The organism is Pseudomonas sp. NFIX28, from assembly GCF_900107395.1.
GTDB lineage: Bacteria > Pseudomonadota > Gammaproteobacteria > Pseudomonadales > Pseudomonadaceae > Aquipseudomonas.
The window spans coordinates 154,807-169,931 of sequence record NZ_FNPW01000005.1 but is presented as its reverse complement, the minus strand read 5'-3'; the positions used below and the strand labels follow the sequence as shown (position 1 = coordinate 169,931).

12 protein-coding genes are annotated in these 15,125 nt (G+C 64.0%); 10 read left to right on the top strand and 2 right to left on the bottom strand.

The features are described from left to right. Positions 1 to 228: 228 nt before the first annotated feature. From rpsF to BLV20_RS11855, 10 genes are all read left to right on the top strand, one after another. Positions 229 to 654, top strand: coding sequence for a 30S ribosomal protein S6 (gene rpsF / locus BLV20_RS11900; RefSeq protein ID WP_007921481.1), 426 nt, complete (start codon positions 229 to 231; stop codon positions 652 to 654). A gap of 28 nt (positions 655 to 682) precedes the next feature. Beyond that, positions 683 to 913: a 30S ribosomal protein S18 gene (rpsR, locus tag BLV20_RS11895; protein ID WP_002551829.1), complete on the top strand. Its 231-nt coding sequence runs from the start codon at positions 683 to 685 to the stop codon at positions 911 to 913. Between the two features lie 36 nt (positions 914 to 949). Continuing rightward, positions 950 to 1,849 carry a hypothetical protein gene (locus BLV20_RS11890; RefSeq protein ID WP_092301450.1) on the top strand — a complete coding sequence of 300 codons (900 nt, stop codon included), beginning with the start codon at positions 950 to 952 and terminating at the stop codon, positions 1,847 to 1,849. 21 nt (positions 1,850 to 1,870) lie between these two features. Further along, positions 1,871 to 2,317 (top strand): 50S ribosomal protein L9, encoded by a 447-nt coding sequence (gene rplI / locus BLV20_RS11885; RefSeq protein ID WP_007921484.1) that lies wholly within the window; start codon positions 1,871 to 1,873, stop codon positions 2,315 to 2,317. 133 nt (positions 2,318 to 2,450) lie between these two features. Next, positions 2,451 to 3,848: a replicative DNA helicase gene (gene dnaB / locus BLV20_RS11880; protein ID WP_007921486.1), complete on the top strand. Its 1,398-nt coding sequence runs from the start codon at positions 2,451 to 2,453 to the stop codon at positions 3,846 to 3,848. Between the two features lie 192 nt (positions 3,849 to 4,040). Then, positions 4,041 to 6,341: a YgiQ family radical SAM protein gene (locus BLV20_RS11875; RefSeq protein ID WP_092301447.1), complete on the top strand. Its 2,301-nt coding sequence runs from the start codon at positions 4,041 to 4,043 to the stop codon at positions 6,339 to 6,341. Positions 6,342 to 6,452: 111 nt separating this feature from the next. Continuing rightward, positions 6,453 to 6,971 (top strand): hypothetical protein, encoded by a 519-nt coding sequence (locus BLV20_RS11870; protein ID WP_092301444.1) that lies wholly within the window; start codon positions 6,453 to 6,455, stop codon positions 6,969 to 6,971. A gap of 173 nt (positions 6,972 to 7,144) precedes the next feature. Beyond that, positions 7,145 to 10,420 carry a transglutaminase family protein gene (locus BLV20_RS11865; protein ID WP_092301441.1) on the top strand — a complete coding sequence of 1,092 codons (3,276 nt, stop codon included), beginning with the start codon at positions 7,145 to 7,147 and terminating at the stop codon, positions 10,418 to 10,420. An 87-nt stretch (positions 10,421 to 10,507) separates the two neighbouring features. Beyond that, complete coding sequence (locus tag BLV20_RS11860; protein ID WP_092301438.1) at positions 10,508 to 12,994, top strand: circularly permuted type 2 ATP-grasp protein; 2,487 nt, start codon at positions 10,508 to 10,510, stop codon at positions 12,992 to 12,994. Beyond that, positions 12,994 to 13,899 carry a transglutaminase family protein gene (locus BLV20_RS11855; RefSeq protein ID WP_092301435.1) on the top strand — a complete coding sequence of 302 codons (906 nt, stop codon included), beginning with the start codon at positions 12,994 to 12,996 and terminating at the stop codon, positions 13,897 to 13,899. Before BLV20_RS11860 ends, BLV20_RS11855 begins: the two co-directional genes overlap by 1 nt. 203 nt (positions 13,900 to 14,102) lie before the next feature. On the opposite strand, the gene BLV20_RS11850 is transcribed toward BLV20_RS11855, so the two are convergent. Continuing rightward, the gene (locus BLV20_RS11850) at positions 14,103 to 14,288 is read right to left on the bottom strand and encodes a hypothetical protein (RefSeq protein ID WP_092301432.1); all 186 of its coding nucleotides are present in this window, start codon (positions 14,286 to 14,288) and stop codon (positions 14,103 to 14,105) included. 69 nt (positions 14,289 to 14,357) lie between these two features. Then, positions 14,358 to 14,945 carry an LOG family protein gene (locus BLV20_RS11845; protein WP_092301430.1) on the bottom strand — a complete coding sequence of 196 codons (588 nt, stop codon included), beginning with the start codon at positions 14,943 to 14,945 and terminating at the stop codon, positions 14,358 to 14,360. Positions 14,946 to 15,125 lie beyond the last annotated feature (180 nt).

The following is a 15,125-nucleotide window of genomic DNA, read 5'->3' as shown; positions in this document are numbered from 1 at the left end:
AGGTGCCGCCATCGTGGGCGGGTTCTACCGACAGCTTCGGCAAGCCCTGCGTTGAATTGTTCAAATAATCACCAATTGCCTTGCGCCGCTGTTCCCCCTTCTCTACAATTGCGCCCCTTGCCGTTGCGGCAGGCGCATATGTGCCTATCTCTGGCAAGACACACAAGTGTCATTCACTCCTTGTCTGACCGCTTTTGAGCGGCAGGCTACAACCCGTAAGGAGCATTCATGCGTCATTACGAAATCATCTTTCTGGTCCACCCTGACCAGAGCGAGCAAGTCGGCGGCATGGTTGAGCGTTACACCAAGCTGATCGAAGAAGACGGCGGCAAAATCCACCGTCTGGAAGACTGGGGCCGTCGTCAACTGGCCTACGCAATCAACAATGTTCACAAGGCTCACTACGTGATGCTGAACGTTGAGTGCACCGGTAAAGCCCTGGCTGAGCTGGAAGACAACTTCCGTTACAACGATGCTGTGATCCGTAACCTGGTCATCCGTCGCGAAGAAGCCATCACTGGCCAATCCGAGATGCTCAAGGCTGAAGAGAACCGCAGTGAGCGCCGTGAGCGTCGTGACCGTCCTGAGCATTCTGACAGCGCCGATGGCGATGACAGCGATAACAGCGACGCCAGCGATAACGCTGACGAGTAATCCACGGACCTTTTGAGGAGCCAATTACATGGCACGTTTCTTCCGTCGTCGTAAATTCTGCCGCTTCACCGCTGAAGACGTGAAAGAGATCGATTACAAAGATCTCAACACTCTGAAAGCCTACGTATCTGAGACCGGCAAAATCGTTCCAAGCCGTATCACCGGTACCAAAGCTCGTTATCAGCGTCAGCTGGCCACCGCTATCAAGCGCGCCCGCTTCCTGGCCCTGCTGGCCTACACCGACAGCCACGGCCGCTGAGACCGGGCAGTCGATAAGTAGTAAGGGATTGAATGCATGCGCGCCTTAGCTGAGTTCATCATGCGCGGCCGTATGCAGGCCACTCTGGTAGTGGCCGGATGTGCGGCATTGCCGTTGTTGTATTGGTTGGGTGCTGCCGCGGGGAGCCTGGTGCTCCTGCGGCGCGGTTTGAGTGACGCTCTTGGCGTCCTCGCCCTGGGATTGCTACCGGCATTGTTCTGGTGGCTGTATTCCGGCGATCCACGCGCACTCATGGTGTTGCTTGGATCTTCGGGCCTTGCGTTGGTTTTGCGCGCAAGCGAATCCTGGAACCGTGTGCTGCTGGTCAGCATAGCGCTGGGCCTGGTGTTTGCTGGAGTGTTGGGTGTGGCTTACCGCCCCCAGATCGAGATGCTCTCGCAGGAGTTGGTAAAAATCCTGCCATTGGCCCTCGGTGATCTCTACCAGCAGCTATCGGTTGAAGAGCGAGCCCGTCTTGCCTCGCTGATTGCACCGGTCCTGACCGGCCTGATTGCGGCCTTGTTGCAGATCGTCAGTGTGCTGAGCCTGATTGTCGGGCGCTACTGGCAGGCGTTGTTGTACAACCCGGGTGGTTTTGGGCGCGAGTTTCGCGCTATCAAGCTCCCGCTGGGACTGGCGATGTTGCTGCTGGCCTGCATGCTGCTGGGACCGAACCTCGGTCCACAGATGGCAATGCTGACGCCGTTGTGCAGCGTACCGCTGGTATTTGCCGGGCTGGCCCTGATTCACGGGCTGGTGGCACAAGGGCGACTGGCCAGGTTCTGGCTGGTGGGGTTGTACGTAACGCTGTTGCTGTTTATGCAACTGATCTATCCGTTGCTCGTGGTGTTGGCCATTGTCGACAGCCTGATTGATTTTCGCGGTCGTTCGGCGCCGAAAGACGCTGATAACGGTCCTGCGAACGGTGAAGGTTAAAAGTTAAGAGGTTATTACCAAATGGAACTGATCCTGCTGGAAAAAATCGCCAACCTGGGCAACCTGGGCGATAAGGTAAACGTTAAGGCTGGTTACGGCCGTAACTACCTGCTGCCTTTCGGCAAAGCCACCGCTGCTACCGCTGCCAACCTGGCTGCGTTCGAAGCGCGTCGTGCCGAGCTGGAAAAACTGGCTGCAGAGAAAAAGGCTTCTGCCGAAACTCGCGCTGCCCAACTGGCTGAGCTGGAAGTGACTATCACTGCCACCGCTGGTGACGAAGGCAAGCTGTTCGGTTCGATCGGCACCCACGACATCGCTGATGCACTGACCGCCTCCGGCGTTGAAGTTGCAAAAAGCGAAGTTCGTCTGCCGAACGGCACCATCCGCAACGTGGGTGAATTCGACGTGGCCGTGCACCTGCACGCCGAAGTTGAAGCCACCGTACGCGTTGTCGTGGTAGCAGCTTAAGCAGTACTTGTCGGCTGGCACCCTTGGGAGCTAGCCGGTAACATCGGGCACGATCCTGTTTACAGGTCGTGCCCTTTGTCTTTCTGTACCCTCAGTTTTCAAACCCCAGCTTTTCCTAAAAAACCAAGTGGCCATGAACGATATCTCCGCTCCCGAGCAATACGATCTGCAAACCGCTGCCCTGAAGGTGCCGCCACATTCCATCGAGGCCGAACAGGCCGTGCTCGGTGGTCTGATGCTGGACAACAACGCCTGGGAGCGGGTGCTCGATCAAGTCTCCGACGGTGACTTCTATCGACATGACCACCGCTTGATCTTCCGTGCGATCGCCAAGCTGGCCGATCAGAACATGCCGATCGACGTGGTGACCCTGTCCGAGCAACTGGACAAGGAAGGCCAGACCTCCCAGGTCGGCGGCCTCGGTTACCTTGGCGAGCTGGCGAAGAACACACCGTCGGTGGCCAACATCAAGGCCTATGCGCAGATCGTTCGCCAGCGCGCCACCCTGCGCCAGCTGATCGGCATCAGCACCGAGATCGCCGACAGCGCCTTCAACCCCGAAGGCCGCACCGCCGAAGAGATCCTCGACGAAGCCGAGCGGCAGATCTTCCAGATCGCCGAAGCGCGTCCGAAGACCGGCGGTCCGGTGGGCGTCAACGAGTTGCTGACCAAGGCCATCGACCGCATCGACACCCTGTTCAACACCGACAACGCCATCACCGGCCTGTCCACCGGCTACACCGACCTCGACGAGAAGACCAGCGGCCTGCAGCCAGCCGACTTGATCATCGTCGCCGGCCGTCCATCCATGGGTAAGACCACCTTTGCCATGAACCTGGTGGAAAACGCCGTGCTGCGCAGCGACAAGGCGGTGCTGGTGTATTCCCTCGAGATGCCAGGCGAATCGCTGATCATGCGTATGCTGTCGTCCCTCGGCCGTATCGACCAGACCAAGGTGCGTTCCGGCCAACTGGAAGACGACGACTGGCCGCGCCTGACCTCGGCGGTCAACCTGCTCAACGACCGCAAGCTGTTCATCGACGACACCGCCGGTATCAGCCCCTCGGAAATGCGTGCGCGGACCCGCCGCCTGGTGCGTGAGCACGGCGACATCGCGCTGATCATGATCGACTACCTGCAGCTGATGCAGATCCCGGGTTCCAGCGGTGACAACCGGACCAACGAGATTTCCGAGATCTCCCGTTCCCTCAAGGCCCTGGCCAAGGAATTCAACTGCCCGGTGGTGGCCCTGTCCCAGCTCAACCGCTCCCTCGAGCAGCGCCCGAACAAGCGCCCGGTGAACTCCGACTTGCGCGAATCCGGAGCGATCGAGCAGGACGCCGACGTCATCATGTTCGTGTACCGGGACGAGGTGTATCACCCCGAGACCGAGCACAAGGGCATTGCCGAGATCATCATCGGCAAGCAGCGGAACGGCCCCATCGGCTTTATCCGCCTGGCGTTCATCGGCAAGTACACCCGCTTCGAGAACCTCGCGCCGGGCAGCTACAACTTCGACGACGACGAGTAAGGCCCGGCCTCTCGATCGCAGGCAAGCCTCCAAGGTCATCGTGTTCCTGGGAGCGAGGCTTGCCCGCGATAAGCGCCTCACCGATTTCCGACCATGGTCGTCGGAATTGGTCATTTTTTGTGCTATATTCCGCGCCCGCGAATTTCTCTGTAAATAAACGCGCCCTCATCTACACCTATACCGGTCATCGACATGCAAGCAGCCAAGCCGTTATTTGACTATCCCAAGTACTGGGCCGAATGTTTCGGGCCGGCGCCGTTCCTGCCGATGAGCAGGGCGGAGATGGATCAGCTCGGCTGGGACTCCTGCGACATCATCATCGTCACCGGGGATGCCTACGTCGATCACCCGTCGTTCGGCATGGCGATCATCGGCCGGCTGCTGGAGTCCCAGGGCTTTCGCGTCGGGATCATCGCCCAGCCGAACTGGCAGTCCAAAGACGACTTCATGAAGCTCGGCGAGCCGAACCTGTTCTTCGGCGTCGCGGCCGGCAACATGGACTCGATGATCAACCGCTACACCGCGGACAAGAAAATCCGTTCCGACGACGCCTACACCCCGGGTGGCCTGGCGGGCAAGCGTCCGGACCGCGCCAGTCTGGTCTACAGCCAGCGCTGCAAGGAAGCTTACAAGCACGTGCCGATCGTCCTTGGCGGTATCGAAGCCTCCCTGCGCCGCATCGCGCACTATGACTACTGGCAGGACCGGGTGCGCAACTCGATCCTGATCGACGCCAGCGCCGACATCCTGCTTTACGGCAACGCCGAGCGGGCGATTGTCGAAGTCGCCCAGCGCCTGTCCTACGGGCACAAGATCGAAGACATCACTGACGTGCGCGGCACTGCGTTCATTCGCCGTGACACGCCGCAGGGCTGGTACGAAGTGGACTCCACGCGTATCGACCGCCCGGGCAAGATCGACAAGATCATCAACCCCTACGTCAATACCCAGGACACCCAGGCCTGCGCCATCGAGCAGGAAAAAGGCCCGGTCGAAGATCCCCAGGAAGCCAAGGTCGTGCAGATCCTGGCCAGCCCGAAGATGACCCGCGACAAGACTGTGATCCGCCTGCCGTCCATGGAAAAGGTGCGCAACGATCCGGTGCTCTACGCCCACGCCAACCGCGTGCTGCACCTGGAAACCAACCCGGGCAACGCCCGTGCGCTGGTGCAGAAGCATGGCGAGGTGGATGTCTGGTTCAACCCGCCACCCATTCCGATGACCACCGAAGAGATGGACTACGTGTTCGGCATGCCTTATCAGCGCATCCCGCACCCGGCGTACGGCAAGGACAAGATCCCGGCCTACGAAATGATCCGCTTCTCGGTGAACATCATGCGCGGCTGCTTTGGCGGCTGCACCTTCTGCTCGATTACCGAGCACGAAGGGCGGATCATCCAGAACCGTTCCGAAGAGTCGATCATTCGCGAGATCGAAGAGATCCGCGACAAGGTCCCAGGTTTTACCGGGGTCATTTCCGACCTTGGCGGCCCGACCGCGAACATGTACCGCATCGCCTGCAAGAGCCCGGAAATCGAATCCGCGTGCCGCAAGCCGTCCTGCGTGTTCCCTGGCATCTGCCCGAACCTGAACACCGACCACTCTTCGCTGATCCAGCTGTACCGCAGCGCCCGTGCCTTGCCGGGGGTGAAGAAGATCCTGATCGCTTCCGGCCTGCGCTACGACCTCGCGGTCGAGTCGCCGGAGTACGTCAAGGAACTGGTGACCCACCACGTCGGTGGCTACTTGAAGATCGCCCCGGAACACACCGAGGAAGGTCCGCTCAACCAGATGATGAAGCCGGGTATCGGGTCCTACGACCGGTTCAAGCGGATGTTCGAGAAGTACTCCAAGGAGGCAGGCAAGGAGCAGTACCTGATTCCGTACTTCATCGCCGCGCACCCGGGCACCACCGACGAAGACATGATGAACCTGGCCCTGTGGCTCAAGGGCAACGGCTTCCGCGCCGACCAGGTGCAGGCGTTCTACCCGTCGCCGATGGCCACCGCCACTGCGATGTATCACTCGGGCAAGAACCCGCTGCGCAAGGTCACCTACAAGAGTGACGGGGTGACTATCGTCAAGAGCGAGGAGCAGCGTCGCCTGCACAAGGCGTTCCTGCGTTACCACGACCCCAAAGGCTGGCCGATGCTGCGTGAAGCGCTGACCCGCATGGGCCGCGCCGACCTGATCGGGCCGGGCAAGAACCAGTTGATTCCTTTGTATCAGCCGTCGACCGACAGCTACCAGAGCGCCCGTCGCAAGAACTCGACGCCGGCTGGCAGCCACAAAGTGGCCAAGGAAACCACCAGGATCCTTACCCAGCACACCGGCCTGCCACCCCGTGGCAGCGACGGCGGCAACCCGTGGGACAAGCGTGAACAGGCCAAGGCCGCCGCGATGGCCCGCAATAAGCAGGCCGCCAAGGAACGCACGGATGCAGCCAAGGGCAAAGGCAAGAAGCCGACCCGCAAACCGGTCGTGCCCCGCTAAGGCCACTGCTGTAAAGACACAACGCCAACCCCAGGGTTGGCGTTGTGCATTTCGCCGTTCGGGTTTGCTAAGGTGCGCCCCAGGATTGGCATCAACTCAAGGAAGAGCCGCGTGTTACCTCGCCGCAAAACCCCGCAACAACAGCGGATCGAAAACCAGCTGCTGCGTCTCAAGACCGCCGAGTGGCTCGCCTGGCAGCCCTATGTTCGGCGCTTCGGGATGATTCATATCGCGGTGATGATGACGACCGTCTTCAGCATCTCGCTGACTGCCGCGCAGGTGCCTCACCTGTATTTCCCCCGCGACTTCCAGGTCGCCAACTACGCCGCGATGGGCATGCTGGGCGCCGGCCTGCTGATGAGCCTGTGTTTCATGCTGGTGATCCGCGGCTACCCACGTGGGGCCTGGGCCTTGTTCGGCGCGCTGGTGTTCTGCCTGGGGTGCGCGGTGCTGGTCCTGCTGGATTCCCGCCAGCGCCTGTTCCCGGCCTTTGTCCTGTGCATCCCCCTGGCCGGGCTATACCTGATGAGCACCCGGCGCTACCAGCGCGGGCTCAAGGTGCTGCAAGTGGCGGCGCGCAAACGCCGGCGCCTGCAGCGACTGGAAGCCGGCCTGAAGCAGGGGCGCTGACCGCCGGTTACATCCTGTCGCCACATTTATGTGCAACCCTGTGCACGTCCAGGCACGCGCCGCTCGCTTTTGGTGCCGCGCTGCCCGCCGCCGTCGAGTAAAGCCCCGGGACTGGCGCCCTGGCATAAGTCTTGCGCGCTTTGGCGTACGTTCAGGCCCGCAGGAGGCACGCCGTGTCGATCCATGTCGCATTGCACCATGTCACGCATTACCGCTACGACCGCGCGGTCGAACTCGGCCCACAGATCGTCCGCCTGCGCCCGGCGGCCCATAGCCGCACGCGGATTCTCTCCTATGCGCTGAAGGTCGAGCCGGAGCAGCATTTCATCAACTGGCAGCAGGACCCCCAGGGCAACTACCTGGCGCGCCTGGTCTTCCCGGAAAAGACCGACGAGCTGCGGATCGAAGTCGACCTGCTGGCCGAGATGGCCGTCTTCAATCCGTTCGACTTCTTCCTCGAGCCTTATGCCGAGCAAATCCCCTTCGCCTATACCGCCGATGAGCAAAGGGAGCTGGCGCCTTACCTGGAAACCCTGGAACCGACGCCCAAGTTCAAGGCGTACCTCGAAAGGATCGACTGCACGCCAATACCGGCGGTGGACTTCCTGGTGGCGCTGAACCAGCGCCTGAGCGAAGACATCGACTACCTGATCCGCATGGAGCCCGGCGTGCAGACGCCCGAACAGACCCTGGACAAGGCGTGCGGCTCCTGCCGCGATTCCGCCTGGCTGCTGGTGCAGCTGCTGCGCCACTTGGGGCTGGCCGCGCGGTTTGTTTCCGGCTACCTGATCCAGCTGACCGCCGACGTCAAATCCCTCGACGGCCCGTCCGGCACCGAGGTCGACTTCACCGACCTGCACGCCTGGTGCGAGGTGTACCTGCCCGGCGCCGGCTGGATTGGCCTGGATGCCACTTCCGGGTTGTTTGCCGGGGAAGGGCACATACCGCTGGCGTGCAGCCCCGATCCATCCTCGGCGGCGCCGATCAGCGGCCTGGTGGAACCTTGCGAATGCCAGTTCAGCCATGAGATGTCAGTGGAGCGGGTCTGGGAGGCGCCGCGGGTCACCAAGCCCTACACCGAGGAGCAATGGCTGGCGATCCAGGCCCTGGGCCGGCAGATCGATGCCGACCTGCTGGAGGGCGACGTGCGCCTGACCATGGGCGGCGAGCCGACGTTCGTCTCGATCGACGATCCCGATGGCGCCGAATGGAACACCGCGGCCCTCGGGCCGAACAAGCGCCGGCTGTCCGCCGAGCTGTTCCAGCGCCTGCGCCAACACTACGCGCCCAAGGGCCTGGTGCATTTCGGCCAGGGCAAGTGGTACCCGGGCGAGCAGTTGCCGCGCTGGTCGCTGAACTGCTACTGGCGCCGCGACGGCGTGCCGATCTGGCACAACGCCGCGCTGATTGCCGACGAGCATGAAGACTACGGCGCCGACAGCGAACTGGCCGGGCGTTTCCTGGCCAGCGTCGCCGAGCGCCTGAAGCTGCCGTCGCGCTTCGTGTTCCCGGCCTACGAAGACAACTTCTACTACCTGTGGCGCGAAGGCAGCTTGCCGCAGAACGTCACGGCCGAGGACTCGCGGCTGGCGGACGAGCTGGAGCGGGCGCGCCTGCGTAAAGTCTTCAGCCAGGGCCTGGGCAAGGTCATCGGCCAAGTCCTGCCGCTGGCCCGCACCGCCAAGGGCGACCAGTGGCAGAGCGGCCGCTGGTACCTGCGCGACACCCATTGCCGGTTGATCCCGGGGGATTCGCCCCTGGGTTATCGCCTGCCGCTGGCATCGCAGCCCTGGGTGACGGCGGCGGAGTATCCCTATGTGCACCCCACCGACCCGAACCAGGACCTGCCCGAGCTGCCGGACAGCGCGCAGTTGCGCGAGCACGGCGCAGCGGCCGAGGCCGATGAGCGGGTGCCGCAGATTGACCAGTCCGCCGACTGGCTGACCCGCACCGCATTCTGCGCCGAGGCGCGGGAAGGGCGGCTGTACCTGTTCATGCCGCCCCTGGAACGCCTGGAGGATTACCTGGAACTGGTCAGCGCCATCGAGGCCACCGCCGAGGAGCTGCATTGCCCGGTGTTGCTGGAGGGCTACGAGCCACCGAGCGACCCGCGCCTGAGCAACTTCCGCGTCACGCCGGACCCAGGCGTGATCGAGGTCAACGTGCAACCGTCCGCCAGTTGGGACGAGCTGGTGGAGCGCACCGAATTCCTCTACGAAGAAGCCCGGCAGACCCGCCTGACCACCGAGAAATTCATGATCGACGGGCGCCACACCGGCACCGGCGGCGGCAACCACTTCGTGCTGGGCGGCGCGACACCGGCGGACTCGCCGTTCCTGCGCCGGCCGGACCTGTTGCGCAGCCTGATCAGCTACTGGCACAACCACCCTTCGTTGTCCTATCTGTTCTCCGGTTTGTTCATCGGCCCGACCTCCCAGGCGCCGCGGGTCGACGAGGCGCGCAACGATGCGTTGTACGAGCTGGAAATCGCCTTCGCGCAAATGCCCGAACCGGGTGAGGAATGCCCGCCGTGGCTGGTCGACCGGCTGCTGCGCAACCTGCTGATCGATGTCACCGGCAACACCCACCGCGCCGAGTTCTGCATCGACAAGCTGTACTCGCCGGACGGCGCCACCGGGCGCCTGGGCCTGCTCGAGCTGCGCGCCTTTGAAATGCCGCCCCATGCGCGCATGAGCCTGGCCCAGCAATTGTTGCTGCGGGCCTTGGTGGCGCGCTTCTGGCGCGAGCCTTACGCACCGGCCAAGCTGGCGCGCTGGGGCACTGAGCTGCACGACCGCTTCCTGTTGCCGCACTTCATCGAGCAGGACTTCGCCGACGTCATCGTCGAGCTCAACGCCGCCGGCTACCCGCTGCGGGCCGAATGGTTCGCCGCGCACCTGGAATTCCGTTTCCCCAAGATCGGCGATTACGCGGTCGGCGGGGTCGAGCTGGAGCTGCGCCAGGCCCTGGAGCCCTGGCATGTGCTGGGGGAGGAAGGCTCCGCCGGCGGTACGGTGCGCTACGTCGATTCGTCGCTGGAGCGCCTGCAAGTCAAGCTCACCGGGCTGGCGCCGCAGCGCTACCTGCTGACCTGCAACGGTGTCGCGGTGCCGTTGCAGCCCACCGGGCGCGTCGGGGAGTTTGTCGCCGGCGTGCGCTACCGGGCCTGGCAACCCTTCAACTGCCTGCAGCCGACCATCCCGGTGCATGCGCCGCTGGTGTTCGACCTGCTCGACACCTGGATGCAGCGCTCCCTGGGCGGTTGCCAATACCACGTGGCGCATCCAGGCGGGCGCAATTACGACAGCCTGCCGGTGAATGCCAACGAGGCCGAAAGCCGGCGCATGGCGCGCTTCTTCCGCCTTGGGCATAGCCCCGGGACCTTGTCGGTGCCGAGCCTTGCGATCAACGACGAGTTGCCGATGACACTCGATTTGCGACGTTTCTAAAGCAGACGCGACGCCCGGCTGTTTCGCATACCCGGGCGTCATGTGACTGCGTTAATCTGACTTGCCTTGCCGTCTGCCGAGCTCTCCATGCCTGATCTGCTTGACCACTACCCGCTGACGGCGGGTACCTACCACGAACTGCTCGACGCCAGCGGCGCGGTGCGCCCGCACTGGCGCCGGCTGTTCGACCAATTGCAGCGCAGCACGCCGGCGCAGTTGATGCAGCGCCAGGCCTTGCTGACCCGGCAGATTCAGGAAAACGGCGTCACCTACAACGTTTACGCCGACCCCAAGGGCGCCGACCGGCCTTGGGAGCTGGACCTGCTGCCCCATGTGATCGCCGCCGACGAATGGCAGCAACTGTCCGCCGGAATCGCGCAGCGGGCGCGCTTGCTCAACGCGGTGCTGGCCGACCTGTACGGCCCGCAGCGGCTGATCAGCGAGGGCCTGCTGCCGGCCGAACTGGTGTTCGGGCATAACAACTTTCTCTGGCCGTGCCAGGGTATCCAGCCGCCGGACGGCGCCTTCCTGCACCTGTACGCGGTCGATCTGGCGCGCTCCCCGGACGGGCGCTGGTGGGTCACCGCCGACCGTACCCAGGCGCCCTCCGGTGCCGGCTACGCCCTGGAAAACCGCATGATCGTGTCCCGGGCCTTTCCGGACCTGTACCGCGATCTGCAAGTGCAGCACCTGGCCGGGTTCTTCCGCACCCTGCAGGAAACCCTGGCCCGCCAGGCGCCGCGGGACGACGAGGCGCCCCTGATCGTGCTGCTGACCCCGGGGCGTTTCAACGAGAGCTATTTCGAGCACCTGTACCTGGCGCGCCAGCTCGGTTATCCGCTGGTGGAAGGCGGCGACCTGACGGTGCGCGACGCCACGGTCTACCTCAAGACCCTGAGCGGCCTGCGGCGGGTGCACGCGATCATGCGCCGGCTCGACGACGACTTCTGCGATCCGCTGGAACTGCGCACCGACTCGGCCCTCGGCGTGCCGGGGCTGCTGGAGGCGGTGCGGCGGGGGCGGGTGCTGGTGGCCAATGCCCTGGGCAGCGGCGTGCTGGAGTCGCCGGGCCTGCTGGGTTTCCTGCCGAAAATCAGCGAGCACCTGTTTGGCGAAGAACTGATCCTGCCGTCCATCGCCACCTGGTGGTGCGGCGAGGCGCCGGTGCTGGCCCAGGCCCTGGAAAAACTCCCGGAGCTGCTGATCAAGCCGGCGTTCCCGTCCCAGAGCTTTGCCCCGTTGTTCGGCCGCGACCTCTGCGAGAAAGAGCGCCAGGCCCTGGCCGAGCGCATGCGGGCACGGCCTTATGCCTATGTTGCCCAGGAACTGGCGCAGCTGTCCCAGGCGCCGGTCTGGCAGGCCGAAGACAGCCAGTTGCAACCGCGAGCCATCGGCATGCGGGTGTATGCCGTGGCCAGCCACGACGGTTACCGGGTATTGCCGGGCGGCTTGACGCGGGTGGCCGCCGAGGCCGATGCCGAGGTGGTGTCGATGCAGCGCGGCGGCGCCAGCAAGGACACCTGGGTGCTGGGCGAACGCGCGCCCAGCGGCGAACAGTGGAAGGGCCAGCGGACCATTGGCGTGCATGACCTGGTGCGGCGCGATCCGTACCTGCCGTCGCGGGTGGTGGAAAACCTGTTCTGGTTCGGCCGTTACTGCGAACGTTGTGATGGCAGCGCGCGGTTGCTGCGGATCATGCTGGCGCGCTATGTCGACGGCGATGACCCGCAGGCCCTGCAGGCGGCGGTCGACCTGGGCGAAAGCCTGATGTTGCTGCCAGACGAAGGCGAGTTGCCGGAGCGCCTGCTGGCGGCCCTGCAGGGGGACGACTGGTCCTTCAGCCTGCGCTCCAACCTGCAGCGCCTGCAGTGGGCGGCCTCCCAGGTGCGCGGCAAGCTTTCGCGGGAAAACTGGCAGGCGCTGGTGGAGTTGCAGCGCGAAGCCCTGGAGCTGGAGGCTCGCGAGCCGGCCTTTGGCGAACTGCTGGATTTTCTCAACCGCCTGGTGATGTCCCTGGCGGCGCTGTCGGGCTTCGCCCTGGACGACATGACCCGCGACGAAGGCTGGCGCTTCCTGATGATCGGCCGGCGCATCGAGCGTTTGCAGTTTCTCAGCAGCAGCCTGGCGGCCTTCCTGCGCGGCTCCAGTGCGTTCGACCAGGCCGGGCTGGAATGGCTGCTGGAGCTGGGCAACAGCAGCATCACCTACCGCTCGCGCTACCTGGCGGTGGCGCAGTTGATCCCGGTGCTCGACCTGTTGCTGCTCGACGAGCAGAACCCGCACGCGGTGCTGTTCCAGCTGAAGCTGGTGACCCGCACCCTCAATCGCCTGAACGACGAGTTCGGCGTGCCGCGTGAGTCTGGTTTGCCCAGGCTGGTGGGGCGCCTGTCGCGCTTCGACCTGGGCTGCCTGGAAAACCCGCTGTTCGGCGAGGCCAGCGTGCGTGCGGCGCTCGAAGGCCTGGCCGACCTGTTGCAGGAAATCGCCGATGCCAGCGGGCAAGTCTCCGATCGCCTGGCGCTGCGGCATTTCGCCCATGTCGACGATGTCAGCCAACAAACGGTGTCCGTCTGATGAGCGCCCATTACCAAATCTTCCACGATACCCATTACCACTACGACAGCCCGGTGTCCCTGGCCCAGCAACTGGCGCACCTGTGGCCGCGCGCCTGCGCCTGGCAGCTCTGCAGCCAGCAGGAGCTGCTGATCAGCCCCGAACCGACCACTCGCCGCGACGAGCTGGACGTGTTCGGCAACCCGCTGACCCGCCTGGCGTTCGAGCGTCCCCATGACGAGCTGCTGGTCAATGCCCAGTTAACGGTGGAGGTGCTGGCCAGGCCCGCGCTGGACTTCACCCGGTCGTTGCCCTGGGACGCCACCCGCAACGCGCTGACCTACAGCAGCCAGCCGTTGTCCGCGTCGTTGATGGAGGCGTGCCGTTACCGCTTCGAGTCGCCTTACGTACACCTGAAGAAAAGCTTCGTCGAATTCTCCGAAAGCTGTTTCCCCGCGGGGCGTCCGTTGCTGCTGGGAGTACAGGCGCTGATGGAAAAGATCTTCAGCGAGTTCACCTTCGATGCCGAGGCCACCCAGGTGGCGACGCCGCTGGTCGAGGTGCTGGAGCGGCGGCGCGGGGTCTGCCAGGACTTCGCCCACCTGATGCTGGCGTGCCTGCGTTCCCGTGGCCTGGCGGCGCGTTATGTCAGCGGCTACCTGCTGACCCAGCCGCCACCGGGGCAGCCACGGCTGATCGGCGCGGACGCTTCCCATGCCTGGGTCTCGGTATTCTGCCCGGTGCTCGGCTGGGTCGATTTCGACCCGACCAACAACGTCCAGCCCGCGCTGGAGCACATCACCCTGGCCTGGGGCCGGGATTTTTCCGATGTCTCGCCATTGCGCGGGGTGATTCTCGGCGGCGGCAGCCATGACCCGGAAGTGCGGGTGACGGTGATGCCGCTCAATGAACGGATCTCCCTGTAGTCGCTGGCGCAGGCTGCGACAAGGTTCGCAAAACCTTCCTGCAGCCTCGAACATACGGCCGCTACGCGCCGGACCAGTTACCGACCAACTTGCCTGGGGGTTATCGCGATTCGATTGTCTAAGCGTTGGGTATCCCAAGGTCGGCAACGGATGGCCGACCCCGGATCCCGAGGGCCCGATAGAGGTATCGGGCCTGGCGGGGCTCAGGCCTGGGGGGCCTGGTCGTCTGCGGCATCGGCGTCATCGACGGCCGCTTGGTCTTCTGTATCCGGGCCCGCTGCGCCGGCTTCTTCGGCGGCAGCTTTCTTGCGTTGCAGCTTTTCCTCTTTCTTCTGCTCCTTTGCCAGGTCTCGCTGACGTTTGGCGAAGGAGTAATTGGGTTTGGCCATGGGCGATCCTCTGGGGTCGAAGGTGAGGTTTGAGCGGCGCGTATTCTGCCTTGTATCGGAGCCCGGCGGTTAGTCGGGTTTTTGCTCGGCCCATTTGGGGGCTACCGTGGGTTGCCAGGTTTCCAGGGCGTCGAGCAGCGTGCGCGGCGATTCGCTCACTTGCAGCATGTCACGGTGCGGGGTGCGAACGAAGCCTTCGCCGACGATATGATCGAGAAAACCGGTGAGTTTCTCGTAGAAACCGTTCACTTCCAGCAACCCCAGCGGCTTGGCGTGATAACCCAGCTGGCCCCAGGTCCAGACTTCGAACAATTCTTCCAGGGTGCCCAGGCCGCCCGGCAGCGCGATAAAGGCATCGCTCAGTTCGGCCATGCGCGCCTTGCGCGCGTGCATGCCGTCGACCACCTCCAGGCGCGTCAGGCCCGGATGACCGATCTCCTTGTCCTTGAGGCTCTGGGGAATGATGCCGATGACTTCGCCACCGGCGGCCAGGGCCGCATCGGCGACGATGCCCATCAGGCCGACGGCGCCACCGCCATAGACCAGGGTCAGCCGGCGCTCGGCCAACTGCCGGCCGAGGGCTTCGGCGGCCTCGCGGTAGGCCGGGTTGCTACCGGTGCTGGCCCCGCAGAACACACATACAGACGCTAAAGACATGCCTTACTCCATGATCGGTGAGGGCCACAGAGTAATGGCAGGCAGGCCTCGCTCCAAGGATCAATCCTCGCGACGGGCGCTTTCATAGGTGCCGCTGGCGCCACAGGCGTAGGCGGCGAGCAGGCTGCGGAACAGGCTGTTGAGGTGCATGGCGGACACTCCGATGGGTGATGTGCGCCG

Coding starts and splice junctions, on each gene's coding strand:
- BLV20_RS11890 (WP_092301450.1), top strand. CDS start 950: ATGCGCGCCTTAGCTGAGTTCATCATGCGCGGCCGTATGCAGGCCACT.
- BLV20_RS11845 (WP_092301430.1), bottom strand. CDS start 14,945: ATGTCTTTAGCGTCTGTATGTGTGTTCTGCGGGGCCAGCACCGGTAGC.
- rplI (WP_007921484.1), top strand. CDS start 1,871: ATGGAACTGATCCTGCTGGAAAAAATCGCCAACCTGGGCAACCTGGGC.
- dnaB (WP_007921486.1), top strand. CDS start 2,451: ATGAACGATATCTCCGCTCCCGAGCAATACGATCTGCAAACCGCTGCC.
- rpsF (WP_007921481.1), top strand. CDS start 229: ATGCGTCATTACGAAATCATCTTTCTGGTCCACCCTGACCAGAGCGAG.
- BLV20_RS11875 (WP_092301447.1), top strand. CDS start 4,041: ATGCAAGCAGCCAAGCCGTTATTTGACTATCCCAAGTACTGGGCCGAA.
- BLV20_RS11860 (WP_092301438.1), top strand. CDS start 10,508: ATGCCTGATCTGCTTGACCACTACCCGCTGACGGCGGGTACCTACCAC.
- rpsR (WP_002551829.1), top strand. CDS start 683: ATGGCACGTTTCTTCCGTCGTCGTAAATTCTGCCGCTTCACCGCTGAA.
- BLV20_RS11855 (WP_092301435.1), top strand. CDS start 12,994: ATGAGCGCCCATTACCAAATCTTCCACGATACCCATTACCACTACGAC.
- BLV20_RS11850 (WP_092301432.1), bottom strand. CDS start 14,288: ATGGCCAAACCCAATTACTCCTTCGCCAAACGTCAGCGAGACCTGGCA.